Source organism: Dietzia kunjamensis (assembly GCF_045689975.1).
Classification (GTDB): domain Bacteria; phylum Actinomycetota; class Actinomycetes; order Mycobacteriales; family Mycobacteriaceae; genus Dietzia; species Dietzia kunjamensis.
Genome location: NZ_CP143297.1, coordinates 1,887,892 through 1,907,922 on the forward strand (window position 1 = coordinate 1,887,892; position 20,031 = coordinate 1,907,922).

The following is a 20,031-nucleotide window of genomic DNA, read 5'->3' on the forward strand; positions in this document are numbered from 1 at the left end:
GCCCGGACGCCTACCGTGACGAGGGTCGGCGACCCGACGTGACCACCGCCGCGCGACGAACGGAGCACCGATGCCCCGCACTCCCCGGTCGGCCCCGCCGCCGGTCCGCTTCCCCGACCCCTGGTTGCCCGTGCTGGCCCCGGCACGCGGCCCGTCGGCGGTGGCGATGTATCTGCGGGCCCACCTGTACGGCGCCGCGGTGGGCCGGAGCGTCCTGGACCGCTGCATCAGTGCGGTCGATCCGGAGGACCGGGTCCGGTTGGTTCCGCTGCGCCGGGAGTTCGAGGAGGAGATCGACACCGCCGCCCGCCTGTTGGCGGTGCTCTCACCTCTGGGGGCCCCGGGCCGTCGGCTGGTGCGGTGGTCCGCCGCGGTCAGCCTCACCGCACTGCCGGCGGGCACGGTGGTGCGCGATCCTCTGGCCCGGCTCGCGGTCCTGGAGGCGCTGCGCACCCTCGTGGTTGCGAAGCGCTCGATGTGGGAGTTGCTCGCCGCGTCGTGGGTCGCGGACGGCCCGGCGTCCGCTGCCGGGAGGTCCGGAGCGGAACCCGACGTCAGCAACGACGACAACTGCGACGACGAAGACAGCGGCGACGACGACGAGCCCGGCGGTCCCGACACCGGCCGGCTGCTGCTGGGACTGGCCGAACAGGCCCGGTCACAGGAGGACCTGCTGGAGCAACTGCGACGCGCCTACGGTCTGGCGGTCTTCGAATGAGCGCGGCGGGGACCGTACGTGCGGACGTCGTCGTGGTGGGCTCCGGCCCCAACGGCCTGGCTGCCGCGCTGTTGTGTGCGCGGGCCGGGCGGCGGGTGGTGGTGCTGGAGGCCCAGGAGACCATCGGTGGCGGGTGCCGAACCCTGCCGATGGGCGATATCGCGACCGGCATCCCGGAGGACGTCGTGAACGGGTTGCTGGTGGATCCGTGCTCGGCCGTGCACCCCATGGCGGGGGCATCCCCGTTCTTCCGTGGGTTCGACCTGCCGGCCCACGGGGTCGAGATGCTCACTCCCCCCGTTCAACTGGCTCACGCACTGCCGGCCCGCGACGCGATCGTCGTTCCCGCGTCCCCATCCCCCGCCGCCCTCGCAGAGGGCCTGGGGTCGCGCGCGGAGGCCGACCGGTGGTGGAGCCTCATGGGCCCCCTGGGTCGCAGGGCGGAGGACGTCGTCGCCACGGCCCTGTCCGATCAGCGCTCGGTCCCGCACCTGGGGGCGACCGCGGCGCTCGGCGCGGCGTTCGTCCGCGCCCACCCCCGCGGTGTGGTCGGCGATCCCCTCGGTCCGGACGGACGGACGCTGCTGTCCGGGATCTCGGCCCACGCGATCACCCCGCTGTCCTCCCCCGCCGCGACGGGGGTCGGCCTCGTCCTGGGCTCGTTGCTCCACTCGCCGCTCGGCTGGACGCTGCCGGTCGGCGGCAGCGGGGCCATCACCGCCGCACTGGCCGAGGCGATCCGGGATGCCGGGGGGGAGATCCGCACCGGGGTCGGCGTGGATTCGCTGGCACGGCTCGACGCCCGGGACGTCGTCTTCAACACGTCCTCCCGGATCCTCGGCGAGATCCTCATGGCATCCTCGCCCTCTCCGGCCGTGGCCCGCCGCGCACGCAGACTCCTGGAGGCGCCGGTCGGCGGGGCCGCGGCGAAGGTCGACCTGGTCCTGTCCGGCCCGGTTCCGTGGCGCGACGGCCGGCTCGCCGACGCCGGCACTGTCCACCTGGGTGGGGATTCCCATGCCATCGCGGCCGCCGAGCGCGAGGTCGCCGCCGGTCGGCACGCCGATCGGCCCATGATCCTCGTCTCCCAGCCGTGGGTGACCGACCCGGGACGAATCGCCCCGGACGGTCGACGTCCACTGTGGACCTACGCGCACGTGCCCGCGTTCTCCGACCGTGACCAGACCGAGCAGGTGCTCGCCGCGCTCGAGGCGGTCGCGCCGGGGGTGCGGGACGTGGTCGTGGCCGCCCACTGCACGCCCGCGGACCGGATGGCCGAGCACAACGCCAACAACGCCGGTGGGGACATCGCGGCGGGACGCGTGGACCTGCGGGGGCTCATCGCCCGCCCGGTGCCGCGGGCCGACCCGTTCGCGACCGGTGTGCCCGGGGTGTGGCACGCCTCCGGCTCGACCCCTCCCGGCCCGGGCGTGCACGGCATGGCCGGGCAGCACGTGGCGGAGCGCATCCTCGGCGGGTTACCGACTCCCTGGTAGGAAGCGAATCACTGGTAGGACACGAACCACGGCCGGGGCTCGACCGCCATGGTCTGCTCGGGCGTGAACGTGGGGGTGTCCTCGTCATAGAAGTTCTTCCACGCCATCCGGATTCCGGACGGCAGCCCGCTGCGCAGGACGTCCCACGTCTCCATCTTCAGGTCCGGGGTGCCGTGACCGTCGGCGTGCAGGACGATTGACACCTCCGGCCTGGAGGTGTCGATCTGGTCGCGGTCGTCGATCATGGCCATGCTGAACTGGTGGAGGATGAGGAGCTTCTGTGGCCCTCCGCTGTCCCGGGTCAGGTCCGCCAGCCAGTCGGTGACCCGGTTGATCTCCTCGGCGTCCACCGACCCGATCTGCGCGCCCGGCTGTTGTCCCGGCTCGAGCTTCCACTCGGGGTCGAGCGCGAGTCCGACGTTCGGGCGGGTGAGCAACTCCTCGAAGATCCTCGCCTGATCGAGGAGGTCGGCCATGCCGGGCTGGAGGTCGATCACCGCGTACCCGCCGGCATCGGTGATGGCGTCGATCAGCGGGACGAACTCCTGCGGGTCCCACTCGTTGGTGTAGTTGCCGTCGGGTCCGGCGGACGTCGAGGCGACCGTCGCGATGATCTCGAACGCCGGGATGACCGGTTCCGGGGAGTGCGGCTGGTACTCCCCGACCAACTGCTGAACCCGCGCCACGCTCTCCTCTGGTCCCTGCTCGCCGAGGATCCCCAGGGCAGGGGTGATCGGCGACCCGTAGGCGGCCACGAACCGCCGGCCCGGGAACAGCAGCTGTCCGCCGCCCGGCAGTTCGGGAACCGTCCGCGCCTTCTCCACCCGGTCCTCGAGTTCGTCCTCGGTGCCCCACCCGGGCCCGAGCGCGTAGACCGCCTCGGCGTCCCGCACCGCCTCCACGGACCCGCCGTCGACCCGCGGGTCCGGGGTACGGAGGTGGGACACCGCCGCCCCGACGGCCACTGCCGTCGCGACCGCCGCGACCGGCGTCTCGTCGTACACGAGCACGCTGGGTGCGCCCTCGCCGTCCCATGCGGGTTCGCCGCTGTCGAACGGATCGGGGGCCGCGCCCGCGCCGCCGGCAGCGGTGATCTCCCCGGCCGTCATCAGCGCAGGCGTACCCGGCACCTGGTGGACGGTGACGTCGTCGATCCGCCCCGGCGGGACCTCGACCTCGGAGTCGAACGTGATCCCGGTCAGCTCCTCGAGCTCCGGCCGACCTCCCGGGGCGTCGACCACCTCGCCGTCGTCGGGTGTGAAGGCCACCTGCCCGACCCGCAACACCCGCTCGGCGCCGAGTCGCGACACCTCGTCGGCCAATGCCGCGTCCCCGCCCTCGACGGCGGTGAGCATCGGTGCGTGCAACCCGACCGCGACGGAGGCGGCGCGCGCCTGCGCGGCGGCGTCCGGTGCTGCCACCACGACCACCGGGGCGGACTCGATGAGCAGTCTCGTGGTCTCCACGCCGGACCCGTCGGCGTCGGCGGCGACCCGCGTGCCCTCCACCGGGGCGGCTTCGGTTCTCGGTCCGCCGTCACCGGGGTCGGACGTACACGCCACGGTCGTCCCCACCAGGGAAACGGCGAGGACCGCCGCACCCACTCCTCGGTTGAAGTGGCGCACGGCGGTCCTCCTGCTGAAGTCGGGAATCGATCCCGGTGGACCCTACAGGGGCTTCACCGGGTCGGACCCGCGGACCCTCAGGCAGTCTCCGTGATCGGACGGTCGACCCAGCTCATGAGGTCGCGCAGCTTCTGGCCGGTGACCTCGATCGGGTGCTCGGCGTTCTCCTTGCGGAGCTGCTCAAGCTCCTTATTGCCGCCCTCGACGTTGGCCACGAGGCGATTGGTGAAGGTGCCGTCCTGGATGTCGGACAGGATCTCCTTCATGCGCTCCTTGGTGCCGGCGTCGATGACCCGCGGGCCGGAGAGGTAGCCGCCGAACTCCGCGGTGTCGGACACCGAGTAGTTCATGCGCGCGATCCCGCCCTCGTACATGAGATCGACGATGAGCTTGAGCTCGTGGAGCACCTCGAAGTAGGCGAGCTCCGGCTCGTAGCCGGCCTCGACCATGACCTCGAAGCCCGTCTTGACGAGCTCCTCGGTGCCGCCGCACAGCACGGCCTGCTCACCGAACAGGTCGGTCTCGGTCTCGTCCTTGAAGGTGGTCTTGATGACGCCCGCGCGGGTGCCACCGATCGCCTTCGCGTAGGACAGCGCGAGCGCCTCGCCCTCGCCCTTCGGGTCCTGCTCCACGGCGATGAGCGCCGGGACGCCCTTGCCGTCGACGAACTGACGACGCACGAGGTGACCGGGGCCCTTGGGGGCGACCATCGCGATGGTGATGTTCTCTGCCGGCTTGATGAGGCCGAAGTGGATGTTGAGGCCGTGACCGAAGAACAGCGCGTCGCCGTCGTTCAGGTTGGGCTCGATGTCCTCGGTGAAGATCTGCGCCTGCGAGGTGTCGGGGGCGAGCAGCATGATGACGTCGGCCCACTTGGTGGCCTCGGCGGCGGTCATGACCTTGAGGCCGGCCTCTTCGGCCTTCGCGCGGGACTTGGAGCCCTCACGCAGGCCGATCGCGACCTCGACTCCGGAGTCGCGCAGGCTGAGCGAGTGCGCGTGCCCCTGCGAGCCGTACCCGATGACGGCGACCTTGCGGCCCTGGATCAGCGACAGATCCGCCGAGTCGTCGTAGAACATCTCCACTGCCATGGTGGATTCCCTTCGTGTTGTTTCGTGAAGTCGAGACTTGTGTAGGAGTCGAGACTATCGAGTGGTGTTGATGGACTTGGGGCCGCGTCCGAGCGCGACCATGCCGGACTGCACGATCTCGCGGATCCCGTAGCCGTCGAGCATCCGCAGCAGCGCGTCGAGCTTGTCGGGGGTACCCGTGGCCTCGAGAGTGAGCGACTCGGGTGAGACGTCCACGATGTGTGCGCGGAACAGACTCGCGATCTCCACGATCTGACCGCGGTTGGTGGCGTCGGCGCGGACCTTGACGAGAGTGAGCTCGCGGGCCACCGAGCCGGCCGGATCCTGCTCGACGATCTTGATGACGTTGACGAGCTTGTTGAGCTGTTTGGTCACCTGCTCGAGCGGGAAGTCCTCGACGTTCACGACGATGGTCATGCGCGACAGGCCTTCGGTCTCGGTCGGGCCCACGGCCAGCGACTCGATGTTGAACCCGCGCCGGGAGAACAGCGACGAGACGCGCGCGAGCACGCCAGGCTTGTCCTCCACCAGCACGCTCAGGGTGTGGGAGCGAGCGCTCACTGGTCCTCCTCCTCGGCGGCGATCACCGCGGCGTCGATCCGCTCGGTCGCCTCGTGGATGTCCGCGGCGTCGTCCGCCACGGAATCGGTGTCGTCGAACAGCGGCCGGATGTCCCGGGCCGCCATGATCTCGTCGTTGGACGTGCCCGCCGCGACCATCGGCCACACCTGGGCGTCCTTGCCCACGATGAAGTCGATGAGGACCGGGCGGTCGTTGATCGCGCGGGCCTGTGCGATCACGTCGTCGACGTCCTCGGCGCGCTCACACCGCAGCGCCACGCAGCCCAGGGCCTCGCCGAGCTTGACGAAGTCCGGGATGTGCATGGAGTGGGTCGACAGGTCGGTCTGCGAGTACCGCTCCTCGTAGAACAGTGTCTGCCACTGACGGACCATGCCGAGGTTGCCGTTGTTGATCAGCGCCACCTTGATGGGTGCGCCCTCGATGGCGCAGGTGGCCAGCTCCTGGTTCGTCATCTGGAAGCAGCCGTCGCCGTCGATGGCCCAGACCTCGGCGTCCTGACGGCCGAACTTGGCACCCATCGCCGCGGGGACCGCGTACCCCATGGTCCCCAGGCCGCCCGAGTTCAGCCACGTGCGCGGCTTCTCGTACTGGACGAACTGGGCCGCCCACATCTGGTGCTGGCCGACGCCCGCGCAGTACACGGCGTCCGGGCCGGCGGCGGCGCTCAACCGCTCGATGACGTACTCGGGAGACAGGGAGCCGTCCGACTGCGGGCCGTAGCCAAGCGGGAACTCACTGCGGATCTCGTCCAGCTCACCGACCCACACGGCGGGCTCGCCCAGCGTGCCGGATTCGCGCGCGCCGCGCAGCGTCTCGACGAGCTCGACGAGGACCTCCTTGATGTCGCCGACGATCGGCACGTCGACGGCTCGGTTCTTGCCGATCTCGGCCGGGTCGATGTCGGCGTGGATGACCTTGGCGTCCGGGGCGAAGGTGTCGAGACGACCGGTGACCCGGTCGTCGAACCGGGCGCCCAGGGTGACCAGCAGGTCGGACCGCTGCAGCGCCGCGACGGCGGCGACGGTTCCGTGCATCCCCGGCATGCCGTAGTGCAGCCGGTGGGAATCCGGGAACGCCCCGCGCGCCATGAGCGTGGTCACGACCGGGATGCCGGTCAGCTCGGCGAGCGCCATGAGCTCCGCGGAGGCGTCGGCCTTGATGACGCCGCCGCCGACATACAGCACCGGGCGCCTGGCCTTGCCGATCATCCGGGCGGCCTCACGGATCTGCTTGCCGTGCGGCTTGGTGACGGGCCGGTAGCCGGGCAGCTTCATCTCCGGCGGCCACGAGAACGTCATCTCGGCCTGCAGAACGTCCTTGGGGATGTCCACGAGCACAGCGCCGGGGCGACCTGACTGCGCGATGTGGAACGCCTCGGCGATCATCCGCGGGATGTCCTCGCCGTGGGACACGAGGAAGTTGTGCTTGGTGATCGGCATGGTGATGCCCGAGATGTCGGCTTCCTGGAAACCGTCCGTGCCGATGAGTGCGGTCCCGACCTGACCCGTGATCGCGACGATCGGGACCGAGTCCATCTGCGCGTCCGCGAGCGGGGTCACCAGGTTGGTGGCGCCGGGGCCCGAGGTCGCCATGCAGACGCCGACCCTTCCGGTCGCCTGGGCGTAGCCGGTCGCTGCGTGACCGGCGCCCTGCTCGTGCCGGACCAGGACGTGCCGGACCTTGGCCGAGTCGTAGAGCGGGTCGTAGACCGGCAGGATGGCCCCGCCGGGGATGCCGAAGACGACCTCGGTGCCGATCTCCTCGAGGGACCGGACGACGGCCTGGGCCCCCGTCATCCGCTCTGGGGCCGCGGACCGGGCCTTCTGCTCTGCACCCGGACGGGGTCCGGGCTGTGCCGTTGGTGCGCTCACTTCAACTGTCCTTCATGCTGGTCGTGGAGCCGTGGTTCGTGGTCGGGCGTGATCGTGGATTTCTCTGACCGCGGTCTGACCCGGCAACAAAAAACCCCCGTCGGCCACGAAAGGCCGGCGAGGGTGCGCGTCGACGGAAAGCCAGGTAGGGCTCAGGCGCCGACGCGCCGGCCGAGTACGAGACCGTTCCAGGTGTTCACGAGGCCCAGACTAGGCCGCGGTCGACGGCAGCGTCAACTCGTGGAACATCGATCTTACTATGTGGGCCATGCCAGACTGGAGGCATCATGAGTGCCCCTTTCAGAGCTCCCGTCCCGGAGTCGAGCCCCCGCGATCACGCCCTCTTCCGGGTCAACCCGATGTCGTACGTCGTCATCGCCATTTTCGTGCTGGCGATCCTCTGGCCCGTCACGTCCTACCCCGTCGCCCTGGGCTGGCTGGTGCTGCTCCCCGTCGCCTTCGGTTGGTGGGTGGCCCGGACCTGGACCCGACTGGACGAGGACGGTGTCCACCTGTCGTCCTGGCGCTCCCGACGGTCCGTGCCGTGGGATGAGGTCAGGGGTGTGATGTTCCCCAAGCGTGGGTTCGCCCGGCTCGTGACCACCTCTGACACGTCACTCCCGATGGGCGGGGTCTCGTTCCACGACCTCCCGCGGCTGTCCGGCGCCAGCCGTGGCCGTATCCGCGACCCGTACGCCGCGAGCGGACCCGAGTCCGCCTGACCCTTGCGCTCCGCCTGACCCTCCCGCTCCGCCGGTCACCCCGCGGCCGGCGGGGACCCGGTCGGCCACGGCCTGGCGTCGCATACCCATCCGCTCGTAGCCGACGGTGACCGCCACACCCACGACGAGTCCTGCGACCGCCCAGCCGCCGAGGACCCAGACCGCGTGTCCGAGACCCGCCTCCCACCCGGAGTCGAAGAACATGATCGACCGCAGCCCGAGGTAGGCCTGGTGCATCGGCTGCAGTGTCCCGATGGCGACGAACACCCGCGGGAGCATCTCGGTCGGGGTGGCGCCGCCCGAGGTGGGGATGCCCAGCACCACGAACACCACGAGGTTCACGAGCAGACCGGCGTTGCCGACAGCAGCGATGATCGTGTGCGCACACACCCCGACCGCGACGATGACCAGGTTCGAGAACCAGAACATGTGCCACGGGTCGTACCCGGTGACACCGATGATGTCCGCCACCCACAGGACGAGCCCCGAGACGAGCGGCGCCGTGATCAGCGTGACCACCCACTTGCGGGCCAGTGTCTGGAGCCGCCCGAACGGCGCCACGTGGACATGGAGCGCCACCGGCCCGATCTCCAGCGGGATGAAGCCGAGACGGGCGTCCAGGAGGGCGGAGATGATCATCGCCCCGGTGAATCCCGCCAGGATCACGATCAGCGCGTAGAACATCGGGAGCGACGCGTTCGACACCCCGTCCGGCAGCGGGTTCCACGCGACGACGTCGATCGCCACCGGATCGGAGAGCGCGACCGCGGCCGCGGCGCCGACGGTCCTGCCCTCGGCCTCGGCCAGCAGCCGGGACTTCGACAGCAGTTCGGTCCCCATCCGGTCGTGGAACGATTCCTGCATCGCGTCCGCCATGGTGTTCATGACCTGACCGGAGACGATGGACACGCGTGGCGAGTACTCGAGTGAGATGCGGGCGCGTTCGGGTGGCCCCGCCGCGTCGCCCGCCTCCGTCGCCGCGGCCTCGACGAGCCCGGCCACCCGCCCGCTCAGTTCGGGTGGGATACGGACCGCACCGAAGTACGTGCCGTCGCGGAGGCCCTCCTCGGCGGCCTCCGGATCCACCACGTGCAGCCGGACCCTCCCCCAGTCGTTGTTCTGGAGCAGCCCCGCGGTGATCCGCGACCCCATGTCGAGACCACGCGGACCGATCGGGGTCTCCAGGGTCGCGGCGACGTCCTCGTCCACCACCGCCACGGGGATGTACCTCGCATGGGACTGCGGATCCGCGGTGCCCCCCAGGTACATGAACGACAGGAGGAAGAACAGTCCACAGACCAGGGCCACCGCCCCCGCCGAGTGCGAGAGGAACTCACGTAGCCCACCCGTGTGACCGGAGTCGGTCATGTCCATCCCCATTCGCGTCACGTCGAGGCCGGCCGGATGGCCGACCGTGAGAAGAGTAGACCCACATCGGGGCGTATTGTGTGGTGGTCACGGCGCGATCGGGTGTCGCCGCGGGGCGCGCGCACGCCGCGGCCCCGTACGGCACGACCCCCGGAATGCGCCCTCCCCATCGAGTCGGAGCGAGGTCCCATGCCGCCCCTGAGGTCACGAACCAGTACCGCCGGACGCAACGCCGCGGGAGCGCGTGCCCTCTGGCGCGCGACCGGCATGACGGACTCGGACTTCGGTAAGCCGATCATCGCGATCGCGAACTCGTACACCCAGTTCGTGCCGGGCCACGTCCACCTGAAGAACGTCGGTGAGATCGTCGCCGAGCAGATCGCGGCGTCGGGCGGCGTGGCCCGGGAGTTCCACACCATCGCGGTGGACGACGGGATCGCGATGGGCCACGCGGGCATGCTCTACTCGCTGCCCAGCCGGGAGATCATCGCGGACTCGGTGGAGTACATGGTCAACGCCCACACGGCGGACGCGCTGGTGTGCATCTCGAACTGCGACAAGATCACCCCGGGCATGCTCAACGCCGCGATGCGGTTGAACATCCCCACCGTGTTCGTCTCCGGCGGGCCGATGGAGTCGGGGTTCTCCGTCGTCGTCGACGGCGTGGTCAAGGCGGGCTCGGACCTCATCACGGCGATCTCCGCGTCCGCCAACTCGGCCGTGGACGACGAGGGCCTGGACGCCATCGAGCGCTCGGCCTGCCCGACGTGCGGGTCCTGCTCCGGGATGTTCACCGCCAACTCCATGAACTGCCTCACCGAGGCCCTGGGGCTGTCGCTGCCCGGCAACGGCTCGACCCTGGCCACCCACAGTGCGCGGCGTGAACTGTTCGCCGAGGCCGGCCGGGTCATCGTCGACCTGTGCACCCGCTACTACCGGGACGAGGACGCCTCGGTGCTCCCCCGTTCGGTCGCCACCAGGTCGGCGTTCACCAACGCCATGGCGCTGGACGTCGCGATGGGCGGCTCCACCAACACCGTGCTCCACATCCTCGCCGCCGCGCAGGAGGGCGAGGTCGACTTCGACCTGGGCGACATCGAGCAGATCTCCCGCCGGATCCCCTGCCTGGCCAAGGTCGCGCCCAACTCGGACTACTACATGGAGCACGTCCACCGGGCCGGCGGCATCCCCGCGATCCTGGGCGAGCTGTACCGCGGGGGCCTGCTGGAGACGGACGTCCACTCGGTCCACTCCCCGTCGCTCGAGCAGTACGTCGCGGACTGGGACATCCGCAGCGGCACCGCGACCGAGAAGGCGATCGAGTTGTTCCACGCGGCCCCGGGCGGGGTGCGGACGATCCAGCCGTTCTCGACCGACAACCGCTGGGAGTCGCTCGACACGGACGCGGAGAACGGCTGTATCCACTCGGTCGAGCACCCGGCGACCGCGGAGGGCGGGCTCGCGGTCCTGCGCGGGAACATCGCGCCGGACGGGTCCGTCTTCAAGACCGCCGGCGTGTCCGAGGACAACTTCCACTTCTCCGGTCCGGCCAGGGTGGTCGAGTCCCAGGAGGAGGCCGTCTCGGTCATCCTGGACAAGACGCTGCAGGCCGGCGAGGTGCTGGTGGTGCTCTTCGAGGGCCCGGCCGGCGGTCCGGGGATGCAGGAGATGCTGCACCCCACGGCGTTCATCAAGGGCGCCGGCCTCGGGACGAAATGCGCGCTCATCACCGACGGCCGCTTCTCGGGCGGGTCGTCCGGGCTGTCCATCGGTCACATCGCCCCGGAGGCCGCCTCGGGCGGCCCGATCGGCCTGGTGCGTGACGGTGACATCGTGACCATCGATGTCGCCACGCGGTCCATCTCGGTGGATGTCGACGACGACGAGCTGTCCCGCCGCCGCGCCGAGAGGGGCCCTCTCCCGTGGCGGCCGGTCAAGCGTGATCGGAAAGTGTCCACCGCTCTCCGCGCGTACGCCTCGATGGCGTCCTCGGCGGACAAGGGTGCCGTGCGCATCCTGCCCGACTGAGGCGCCTGGTCAGGGCCGCGCGCCCCGGCTCCCGGGCTCTCAGCCCGCGGTGACCGGGGCGCTGTCGGCTGAGGAGGTCAGCGGGTTGGTGCCGTTGAGGAAGTACCACACCAGACCGGCGATGACCGCCACGACGATCACCCACACGACGCCGCTGAAGCGGGGACGGTGGGACCATGCCCACTTGCGGTCGGCGGACCATCGCCCCGGTCCGGAGAAGAGGAGGGTCACCAGCGCCGCGGCGTAGAGGATCGACACCTCGAGTCCGCGGGTGGTGTCACTCAGCACGGGGATGGGGTCGGTCCCGGTCAGTCGGATCGCTATACCCAGTCCGATGAGCCCCAGCAGACCGGCCGCCGCTACCGGGGTGGCGAGTCCCACCACGAGCATGACGCCCGCCACCAGTTCGACGGCGCCGCCGGCGATCGCCAGGATGCGGGCCTGGTCGAATCCGGAGTCGGTGAGGGTCTGCGTGAACCCGTCGATCCCGGGCCCGCCGAACAGTCCGAAGAGCTTCTGCAGTCCCCGCATCGCGAGGAGGGCGCCCACGGCCAGTCTCAGGACGAACAGCCCGAAATCGGCCGTTCCCCGGCGGCCGATCGTGTCCCGCGACGCGGGCGCGATGGTGGTGGGCTGGTCACCGAAGGGCAGGGGCGAGGACACGTCGTACCCCCCGGACTCGGCGAACTGCGAGTAGTCGGTGCGCCCGGCCGCGGGGAACGCGGTGGTCGCGCCGTCCCCCGAGCCGCCCCGCGAACCGACGCCCGCGCCCTGGGCGTTGGGGACGTCGAGCGGGTAATCGACGTCGTGGATGATCTCGGTACGGGCGTCGTCGTCTCCGCGCTTTGAGGAAGTCACGGATCGACTGTAGGCCGATGCCGGTGCCCGGACGCTGAAGGACACGGCGCGCCGTAGTCTGGTCGGCATGAGATCGCTCCCGCTGCTGCTGGCACTGGCCGTCGCCGTGTCCGGTTGCGCGAGGTTCGACGACCGCCTCGAGGACCCGTTCACGCCCGCGGCCGGGCCGGGAATGGGTGCCGCTCCGCCGAGCCCTCCCGGCGCACCGACCCCGCCTCCGACGTCGCGCCCCGGGGAGCCGGAGCCCCCGGCCGAGACGGGCCCCTGCGTCGATCCCGACCCCGCCGTCATCGCGACCTGCCTCGAGCCGGCCGTCGCGGTGGCCGGGCTCGGTGAGCGAGCGCTGGTCGCCGAGTCCACGGGCGGGGTGAAGATCGTCTCCGCCGATGCCGACCCCGAGCAGTTCGGCAGGGTGGATCCCCGGTCCGGCCGGGTGGCCGCGGTCGCGCCGTCCCCGGATTTCGCCCAGGACCGGTTGGTGTATCTCCTCGTCGTCGGCGACGGACCCACCCGGGTCGAACGCCTGGCGCGCGGCGACGCCCCCCGCACGATCGCGGAGCTCGCACCCGCGGACAGCGGTGGCCTCGCGTTCGTCGACGACATCCTGACCGTCGGCGCCGGCTCCGAGGTCGTCCGGTTCCCGACGTTTACCGGGATCGGCCGCGCGGAGGACCCCCAGGTGATCGGACGCGACCTCGGGCGCATCCAGGCGTTGTGTCCTCTCGGCGAGGATCTCTTCCTCTCCACGGTCACCGACCGCGGTGCGGCGATCCGGACACCGGATCGCACGGTGTGGACGTGGCCGGACCAGCGTTCCGCCGGTGGGTGCGCCGCATCCGAGGGCACGCTCGCCATCGCCCTCCCGGACGCCGAGCGGGTCGACACCCTCCAGACCGCCGGCGGCGCGGCTCGCGGTCAGCCCGAGGCGCTGGCCGAGGGCCGGTACGGGCGACTGACCGGGTTGTCCGTCGTCGGCGAGGGCGTCCTGCTGGCGGGCACCACCAACAAGGATGGTGCATCACCGGTGCCCACCGATGACCGGGCCGTGATCCTCCCCCAGTCCGGTGGTGGCGGAGACGCCCGTACGTAGCCGCGGTTCGACGCCACGCGCGAGCGCGCGCGTGTGGCGTACGGTCGGTCCCCGTGGTCGAGCCACGCACAGCTCACCGCGCGGACAGCGCATCGCCTAGTTGCAGGCGGCGATCACCAGTTCCTTCACCCGGGCCGGGTCGGCCTGTCCGCGGGTCGCCTTCATGACGGCACCGACGATCGCGCCGGCGGCCTGGACCTTGCCCGAACGGATCTTCTCCGCGATGTCGGGCTGCGCGGCCAGGGCGTCGTCGACGGCCTTCTGCAGCGCCGAGTCGTCGCGTACCACCTCGAGGCCCTTGTCGGCGACGATCTGGTCCGGCTCGCCCTCGCCGTCGAGGACGGCGTCGACGACCTGGCGGCCGAGCTTGTTGGTGAGCTTGCCGTCGGCGACCAACTCGATCACGCGCGCCAGCTGCACCGGCGAGATCTCGAGTTCGGTGAGCGCGACGCCGCGCTTGTTGGACTGCTGCGTCAGGTACGACACCCACCACGAGCGGGCCTCGGCGGCCGGAGCGCCCGCGTCGACCGTGGCGAGGATCAGGTCGAGGGCCCCGGCGTTGACGAGGTCCCGCATCTCCTCGTCCGAGACCCCCCAGTCCGCCTGGACCCGGGCGCGGCGAACCCACGGCAGCTCCGGCAGCGTCGCGCGGATCTCCTCGATGAGCTCCTCGGTCGGCTCGACGGGCGCGAGATCCGGCTCGGGAAAGTAGCGGTAGTCCTCCGCCGACTCCTTCGGCCGGCCGGAGGTGGTGGTGCCGTCCGACTCGTGGAAGTGCCGGGTCTCGAGCACGACCTCGTCACCCGCGGTGAGCACGTCCGCCTGGCGGCACATCTCGTGGCGGACCGCGATCTCGACGCTGCGGAGGGAGTTGACATTCTTGGTCTCGGTGCGGGTGCCGAACTCGGTGGCGCCCTTCGGCATCAACGAGACGTTCGCATCGCAGCGCATCGAGCCCTGGTCCATCCGGACGTCGGACACGTCGAGGCTCCGGAGCAGATCGCGCAGCGTCGTAACGTAGGCGCGCGCGATCTCGGGTGCCCGCTCCCCCGCACCGACGATCGGCTTGGAGACGATCTCGATGAGCGGTACGCCCGCGCGGTTGAAGTCGAGCAGCGAATGGGTGGCGCCGTGGATGCGGCCGGTGGCGGATCCGACGTGGGTGGACTTGCCGGTGTCCTCCTCCATGTGCGCGCGCTCGACCTCCACGCGCCACGTGCTGCCGTCCTCGAGCTGCACGTCGAGGTACCCGTCGTGGGCGATGGGCTCGTCGTACTGCGAGATCTGGTAGTTCTTCGGCTGGTCCGGGTAGAAGTAGTTCTTCCGGGCGAACCGACTGTACGGCGCGATAGAGCAGTTCAGCGCCAGACCGATCTTGATGGCCCACTCCACCGCCTGGCGGTTGGCCACCGGCAACGCGCCCGGCAGGCCGATGCACACCGGACACACCTGGGTGTTGGGATCCGCCCCGAACGCGGTGGGACACCCGCAGAACATCTTGGTGTTGGTGTGCAGCTCTACGTGCACCTCCATGCCCATGACGGGATCGAAACGTGACACGACCTCGGTGAACTCCATGCGGAACAATCTAGCCGAAGAGGCAGGCGGCCTCGCGGTAGCGGTCCTCCGGGACGGTCTTGAGCACGGCGACCGCGTCCTCTACCGGCACCATCTCGATCGACTCCCCGCGGAGCGCGACGATCTGACCGAAATCCCCCCGGTGCGCGGCGTGCGCCGCGTGTACCCCGAAACGGGTCGCGAGCACGCGGTCGTACGCGGTCGGGGTACCGCCGCGCTGGATGTGGCCCAGCACGGTCGTCCGGACGTCACGGTTCATCCGCTCCTTGATCGCGGAGGCCATCTGGTCGGCCACCCCGGTGAACACCTCGTGGCCGAACTGATCGTTGCCTCCCCGGCGCAACGTCATGCCGGACCCCTCGACGGGCGTGGCGCCCTCGGCGACAACACAGATCCCGTACGCCTCCCCCATCTGGAACCGGCGCTTCATCACCTTGCACACGTAGTCGATGTCGAACGGGACCTCGGGGATCACGATCATGTGTGCACCGGACGCCAGGCCCGCGTGCAGTGCGATCCACCCGGCGTGCCTGCCCATCACCTCGACGAGCATGACCCGCTCGTGCGACTCCGCCGTCGTGTGCAGCCGGTCGATGGCATCGGAGGCGATCGAGACGGCGGTGTCGAAGCCGAAGGTGTAATCGGTGCCTCCGACGTCGTTGTCGATGGTCTTGGGCACACCCACCACGGGGATGCCGTTCTCGGTCAACCAGCGGGCCGCCTTGAGCGTGCCGTCGCCACCGATCGCGACGAGCGCGTCGATCGCGTGGCGCTCGAGGGTCTGGCGGATCACCGGCAGACTCGCCGTCAGGACGTCGGGGTTCAGGCGGCCGGTTCCGAGGATCGTGCCACCGCGGAGCAGGATGCGATCGATGCCCTCGTCGTCGAACAGCGGTACGGCACGGTCGTTCACCAGCCCGGCCCACCCGTCCTGGAACCCCAGGACCGGGGAGTCGTACTCCGAGTTGGCGGTGCGGACCAGGGCGCGGATGACCGCGTTGAGTCCCGGACAGTCGCCGCCGGCGGTCAGTACACCTATACGCACGTCGAGCTCCTCTCGGTTACCCCGCAGTCTAGGTCCGCCCGCCCCGCATCGCGGCGGTCACCGCCCCGGGCTCACCGACTGTTCACCGGTACGGAACGCCATGGTGGCCAGCCCTCCCAGCAGGACGACCACGGCGGGGAGGAACATCGCGTCGGCCACCGCCTGACCGATGTCACCGTGGGCGACGAACCGGGCCTGGACCACCGCGCCGATCGCGGCGGACCCCAGCACCGCCCCGACCTGGCGGGTGGTGTTGTAGACACCGGATCCCGCGCCCGCCGACGCCAACTCGAGGCGTCGCATCGCGGTCGACGACGTCGGGGCCCACACACACCCGTTGGCCACCCCCATGAGGGCGATCGGACCGAGCAGGACGGGGATCGAGGTCTGGGCGTCCATCACCAGGGCGAGCCAGAACAGGGAGACCGCATACGAGAAATAGCCGATGCCCGTGAAGATCCGCGGATCGAGACGATCCGCCCAGCGTCCGACCAGCGGCGCCAGAACACCCGCGATCAGGGCCATGGGCAGCAACATCATCCCCGCGCGGGTCGGGCTGAGTTCCTTGACCCCCTGGAGGTAGAACATGAGCGGCACCATCGTTCCGGCGGTGACGAAGCCGATCGTCGAGACGCCGAACGTCCCGATCGAGAAGTTGCGATCCCGGAACAGTCGTAGAGGAACGAGCGGCTCGGTGCGGACGCGGGACTGCCACCACACGAACACGGCGAGACCCACCACGCCCGCCGCGATGAACCCGGCGGTGGTCCCGCCCCATCCGTGTTCCTCGCCCTGCTGGATCCCGAACACCAGCAGGAACATGCCCACGGCGGACAGGACGATCCCGGCTACGTCATACGAGCGCGACCTCGTCTCCAGTACAGGGACCCAGAGCCATACCAACACCACCGCGAGGACACCGAACGGGATGTTGACGAAGAAGATCCACCGCCAGTCGAACGCGTCGATGAGCACCCCGCCGAAGACCGGACCCACCACGGAGGCGATACCCGCGACCGCACCCCACGCACCCATGGCTGCGCCGCGGCGCGCGGGTGCGAACACGCGCGTGATGACGCTGAGCGACTGAGGGGTGAGCAGTGCCGCGCCGAATCCCTGGAACACCCGCGCCACGATGAGGGTCTCGATGTCGGGCGCCAACCCGCACCACAGGGAGGCGCCGGTGAACAGCGCCAGGCCCGCGATCGACACCCGTCGCGGCCCGATCTGGTCCCCCAGCCGACCGGTGAACAACAACGGCACCACGTAGGCGAGCAGATACGCGCTGGTCACCCAGATGACCTGGTTGGTCGTGGCGCCGAGTTGGGTGACGAACGCGTCGGTGGCCACCGCCACGATCGTCTGGTCCACCAGGATCATGAAGAACCCGATGACGAGTGCCGCGAGCGCCTTCCATGCGTCCCTCTCGGGGACGGTCGTCACGCTATCGCGCCTCTCGCGGCCTCGTAGGCGGCCCCGACCCGGTAGAGACGGTCGTCGGCGAGTGCCGGTGCCATGATCTGCAGACCGGCGGGCAGGCCCTCCACCAGACCGGACGGCACGGACATCCCGCAGTGGCCGGCCAGGTTCAGCGGCAGGGTGCACAGGTCGAACTGGTACATCGCGACCGGGTCCTCCACCTTGTCCCCGAGCGGGAACGCGGTCGTCGGCGTGGTCGGCGAGATCAGCACGTCGACCTTCTCGTAGGCCGCGTCGAAGTCGCGCGCGATGAGCGTGCGCACCTTCTGGGCCTGACCGTAGAACGCGTCGTAGTAGCCGGCCGACAGCGCGTAGGTACCGAGCATGATGCGGCGCTTGACCTCGGGGCCGAAGCCCGCCTCGCGGCTGGCGGCCATGACCTGGTCGGCCGACCCGTCACCGGTCCGCAGGCCGTAGCGCATGGCGTCGAAGCGTGCCAGGTTGCTGGAGACCTCGGACGGGAGGATGAGGTAGTAGGCGGGCAGCGCGTAGCGGAAGTTGGGGCACGAGACCTCGACGATCTCGGCACCCAGGTCGCGCAGGGTGTCCACCGCGCCGCGGAACGACGCCTCGACGCCGGGCTGGTAGCCCTCGCCGGAGAACTCCGTGACCACGCCCACCCGCAGGCCCGTCAGGTCACCCTTCGCGCCCTCACGGGCGGCGGCGACGACGTCCGGGACCGCCACGTCGAGGCTCGTCGAGTCGCGCGGGTCGTGCCCCGCGATGACCTGGTGCAGCAGCGCAGTGTCCTCGACGGTGCGGCCGCAGGGGCCGCCCTGGTCGAGGGACGACGCGCAGGCGACGAGACCGTAGCGCGAGACCGTCCCGTAGGTGGGCTTGACGCCGACCGTCGCGGTGAGCGCGGCGGGCTGGCGGATCGACCCGCCGGTGTCGGTACCGATGGCGATCGGGGCCTGGTGCGAGGCCAGCGCCGCGGCCGAGCCACCGCCGGAACCACCGGGGGTGCGGCTCGGATCCCACGGGTTGCGGGTGGGGCCGTAGGCCGAGTTCTCGGTCGAGGACCCCATGGCGAACTCGTCCATGTTGGTCTTGCCGAGGATCGGGATCCCCGCCTCGCGCAGTCGCGCGGTGACAGTGGCGTCGTACGGCGAACGGTAACCCTCGAGGATCCGCGAGCCGCACGTGGTGGGCGCGTCGGTGGTGGTGAAGACATCCTTGAGGGCGATGGGCACGCCGGCGAGCGGCCCGAGCTGCTCGCCGGCGGCCAGGCGGGAGTCGACGTCCCGGGCCGCCAGGAGGGCCTCGTCGGCGCCCACGTGGAGGAAGGCGTTGATCTCGCCGTCGACCTCGTCGATCCGGTCCAGGTGCGCACGGGTGACCTCCTCCGAGGACACCTCCCGCGCGGCGATCCGCCCGGCCAGCTCGGCGGCGGTGGCGGTGGTGAGCTCGGTCATGCGTCCTCCCCCAGGATCTGCGGAACCTCGAAGCGCTGTTCGTCGGCCGCCGGGGCCTGGTCGAGTGCCTGCTCCGGGGTGAGGCCGGGCGTGACCACGTCGTCGCGGTAGACGTTGGTGATCGCGGTGGGGTGGCTCATCGCGGGCACGTCCTCCGCGGCGACCTCGGACACCGCCTGCACGTGGTCGAGGATGTCGGTGAGCTGCTGTGCGAACGAGTCCAGCTCGGAGTCGCTCAGTTCCAGGCGGGAGAGCCTGGCCAGATGCGCGACGTCCCCGCGTGAGATCGAGGTCACGTGCCTGCCCCTTTCCGTGACGTGGTCGGTACCGGCCCAGCCTAGTCAGCCCATATGCGTGCGGCACAATGGGCGTCATGTCTTATCTGCTCCGTGTCATGCTGCCCGACCGACCGGGCAGTCTGGGCTCCCTCGCGGTGGCGCTGGGGACCGTGGACGCGGACATCATCAGTCTCGACGTGGTGGACCGGTTCGACGGGGTCGCCGTGGACGACATCGTCGTGGACGTCCCCCACGGCACCTTCCCGGACGCCCTCATCACCGCCGCTGAGCGCCTGGACGGCGTGATGGTGGACTCCCTGCGGCCGTTCGGCGGGATCCTCGACGCCCATCGGGAACTCGAGCTCATCGACGCCGTCGCCGGGGCGGGTGCCGGGGCCTCCCAACTGCTCGCCGACGAGCTCCCTGCCGCGCTGCGCGTCGGCTGGGCGCTGGTCGTGGAGGTGACCGCGGACGCACGGTGCCGTCTGATCGCGCGGGGCGAGTCCGCACCGATGTGGGAGGGCGGCGAGGTCTCCGTGCTGTGCGGCCTGGAGCGGGTGACCGCACTGGACGACGACGACGGCGTGCCGGCGGAGTGGACGGCCATGGACACCTCGCTCGCGGCCGCGCCGTTGAACTCGGGGCACATCCTCGTGGTGGGCCGACCGGGCGGTCCCTCGTTCAGGCCGTCCGAGGTCGCTCGGCTGGGGTACCTCACAGGGATCCTGCGCTCCCTCGACGCCGGCTGACCGGGCGGGCCCGCCGCTCCCTCGACGCCGGTCCGGCA

General features: G+C 70.6%; 17 protein-coding genes. 6 read left to right on the plus strand and 11 right to left on the minus strand.

Translation table 11 applies throughout. The annotated features are described in order from the left end of the window. Positions 1-70 precede the first annotated feature (70 nt). Together VZF99_RS08780 and VZF99_RS08785 are read left to right on the plus strand one after the other, a co-directional pair. The gene (locus VZF99_RS08780; protein WP_407334543.1) at positions 71-718 is read left to right on the plus strand and encodes a hypothetical protein; all 648 of its coding nucleotides are present in this window, start codon (positions 71-73) and stop codon (positions 716-718) included. Next, positions 715-2,214, plus strand: a complete 1,500-nt coding sequence (locus VZF99_RS08785; RefSeq protein ID WP_120283549.1) for an NAD(P)/FAD-dependent oxidoreductase — start codon at positions 715-717, stop codon at positions 2,212-2,214. Before VZF99_RS08780 ends, VZF99_RS08785 begins: the two co-directional genes overlap by 4 nt. Before the next feature lie 8 nt (positions 2,215-2,222). Here VZF99_RS08785 and VZF99_RS08790 read toward each other — a convergent pair whose 3' ends face one another. From VZF99_RS08790 to VZF99_RS08805, 4 genes are all read right to left on the minus strand, one after another. Beyond that, positions 2,223-3,839 carry a hypothetical protein gene (locus VZF99_RS08790; RefSeq protein ID WP_407334544.1) on the minus strand — a complete coding sequence of 539 codons (1,617 nt, stop codon included), beginning with the start codon at positions 3,837-3,839 and terminating at the stop codon, positions 2,223-2,225. 77 nt (positions 3,840-3,916) lie between these two features. Then, positions 3,917-4,930 carry a ketol-acid reductoisomerase gene (gene ilvC, locus VZF99_RS08795; RefSeq protein ID WP_407334545.1) on the minus strand — a complete coding sequence of 338 codons (1,014 nt, stop codon included), beginning with the start codon at positions 4,928-4,930 and terminating at the stop codon, positions 3,917-3,919. Positions 4,931-4,984: 54 nt separating this feature from the next. Next, entirely contained in the window at positions 4,985-5,491 is a 507-nt protein-coding gene (gene ilvN, locus VZF99_RS08800; protein WP_067718247.1) for an acetolactate synthase small subunit, read from the minus strand. Further along, positions 5,488-7,383, minus strand: coding sequence for an acetolactate synthase large subunit (locus VZF99_RS08805; protein ID WP_407334546.1), 1,896 nt, complete (start codon positions 7,381-7,383; stop codon positions 5,488-5,490). The genes ilvN and VZF99_RS08805 overlap by 4 nt, the downstream gene beginning before the upstream one ends. A gap of 287 nt (positions 7,384-7,670) precedes the next feature. On the opposite strand from VZF99_RS08805, the gene VZF99_RS08810 reads away from it, so the two are divergent. Further along, on the plus strand, positions 7,671-8,105 hold the full coding sequence (locus VZF99_RS08810; RefSeq protein ID WP_083249449.1) for a PH domain-containing protein: 435 nt from the start codon (positions 7,671-7,673) through the stop codon (positions 8,103-8,105). On the opposite strand, the gene VZF99_RS08815 is transcribed toward VZF99_RS08810, so the two are convergent. Beyond that, positions 7,998-9,473 (minus strand): YhgE/Pip domain-containing protein, encoded by a 1,476-nt coding sequence (locus tag VZF99_RS08815; protein WP_407334547.1) that lies wholly within the window; start codon positions 9,471-9,473, stop codon positions 7,998-8,000. The two genes, VZF99_RS08810 and VZF99_RS08815, sit on opposite strands and share 108 nt — an antisense overlap. A gap of 189 nt (positions 9,474-9,662) precedes the next feature. Here VZF99_RS08815 and ilvD point away from each other — a divergent pair, with 189 nt between their 5' ends. Next, positions 9,663-11,501, plus strand: coding sequence for a dihydroxy-acid dehydratase (ilvD, locus tag VZF99_RS08820; RefSeq protein ID WP_120283553.1), 1,839 nt, complete (start codon positions 9,663-9,665; stop codon positions 11,499-11,501). A gap of 39 nt (positions 11,502-11,540) precedes the next feature. Here ilvD and VZF99_RS08825 read toward each other — a convergent pair whose 3' ends face one another. Then, entirely contained in the window at positions 11,541-12,359 is an 819-nt protein-coding gene (locus tag VZF99_RS08825) for a DoxX family protein (protein ID WP_407334548.1), read from the minus strand. 67 nt (positions 12,360-12,426) lie between these two features. Here VZF99_RS08825 and VZF99_RS08830 point away from each other — a divergent pair, with 67 nt between their 5' ends. Continuing rightward, on the plus strand, positions 12,427-13,449 hold the full coding sequence (locus tag VZF99_RS08830) for an oxidoreductase (RefSeq protein ID WP_407334549.1): 1,023 nt from the start codon (positions 12,427-12,429) through the stop codon (positions 13,447-13,449). A gap of 96 nt (positions 13,450-13,545) precedes the next feature. Here the strand turns inward: VZF99_RS08830 and gatB are convergent, their stop codons facing one another. From gatB to gatC, 5 genes are read right to left on the minus strand one after another with little or no spacing between them, the layout of a single operon-like run. Then, positions 13,546-15,027: an Asp-tRNA(Asn)/Glu-tRNA(Gln) amidotransferase subunit GatB gene (gene gatB, locus VZF99_RS08835; RefSeq protein ID WP_120284328.1), complete on the minus strand. Its 1,482-nt coding sequence runs from the start codon at positions 15,025-15,027 to the stop codon at positions 13,546-13,548. A gap of 10 nt (positions 15,028-15,037) precedes the next feature. Beyond that, on the minus strand, positions 15,038-16,072 hold the full coding sequence (locus VZF99_RS08840) for an ATP-dependent 6-phosphofructokinase (RefSeq protein ID WP_407334550.1): 1,035 nt from the start codon (positions 16,070-16,072) through the stop codon (positions 15,038-15,040). Between the two features lie 57 nt (positions 16,073-16,129). Further along, positions 16,130-17,515, minus strand: coding sequence for a DHA2 family efflux MFS transporter permease subunit (locus tag VZF99_RS08845; RefSeq protein WP_069389664.1), 1,386 nt, complete (start codon positions 17,513-17,515; stop codon positions 16,130-16,132). After that, entirely contained in the window at positions 17,512-18,966 is a 1,455-nt protein-coding gene (gatA, locus tag VZF99_RS08850; protein WP_407334551.1) for an Asp-tRNA(Asn)/Glu-tRNA(Gln) amidotransferase subunit GatA, read from the minus strand. The genes VZF99_RS08845 and gatA overlap by 4 nt, the downstream gene beginning before the upstream one ends. Continuing rightward, the gene (gene gatC / locus VZF99_RS08855) at positions 18,963-19,262 is read right to left on the minus strand and encodes an Asp-tRNA(Asn)/Glu-tRNA(Gln) amidotransferase subunit GatC (protein WP_067718272.1); all 300 of its coding nucleotides are present in this window, start codon (positions 19,260-19,262) and stop codon (positions 18,963-18,965) included. Before gatC ends, gatA begins: the two co-directional genes overlap by 4 nt. 77 nt (positions 19,263-19,339) lie before the next feature. Between gatC and VZF99_RS08860 the strand changes: the two genes are divergently transcribed. Continuing rightward, entirely contained in the window at positions 19,340-19,993 is a 654-nt protein-coding gene (locus VZF99_RS08860; protein ID WP_253001926.1) for an amino acid-binding protein, read from the plus strand. The last annotated feature ends 38 nt before the right edge of the window (positions 19,994-20,031 follow it).

Bases quoted from the DNA above. Each gene is read 5' to 3' on its own strand.
- VZF99_RS08780 (WP_407334543.1), top strand. From the start codon at position 71: ATGCCCCGCACTCCCCGGTCGGCCCCGCCGCCGGTCCGCTTCCCCGAC.
- VZF99_RS08785 (WP_120283549.1), top strand. From the start codon at position 715: ATGAGCGCGGCGGGGACCGTACGTGCGGACGTCGTCGTGGTGGGCTCC.
- ilvC (WP_407334545.1), bottom strand. From the start codon at position 4,930: ATGGCAGTGGAGATGTTCTACGACGACTCGGCGGATCTGTCGCTGATC.
- VZF99_RS08810 (WP_083249449.1), top strand. From the start codon at position 7,671: ATGAGTGCCCCTTTCAGAGCTCCCGTCCCGGAGTCGAGCCCCCGCGAT.
- VZF99_RS08815 (WP_407334547.1), bottom strand. From the start codon at position 9,473: ATGACCGACTCCGGTCACACGGGTGGGCTACGTGAGTTCCTCTCGCAC.
- ilvD (WP_120283553.1), top strand. From the start codon at position 9,663: ATGCCGCCCCTGAGGTCACGAACCAGTACCGCCGGACGCAACGCCGCG.
- VZF99_RS08830 (WP_407334549.1), top strand. From the start codon at position 12,427: ATGAGATCGCTCCCGCTGCTGCTGGCACTGGCCGTCGCCGTGTCCGGT.
- gatB (WP_120284328.1), bottom strand. From the start codon at position 15,027: ATGGAGTTCACCGAGGTCGTGTCACGTTTCGATCCCGTCATGGGCATG.
- gatA (WP_407334551.1), bottom strand. From the start codon at position 18,966: ATGACCGAGCTCACCACCGCCACCGCCGCCGAGCTGGCCGGGCGGATC.
- VZF99_RS08860 (WP_253001926.1), top strand. From the start codon at position 19,340: ATGTCTTATCTGCTCCGTGTCATGCTGCCCGACCGACCGGGCAGTCTG.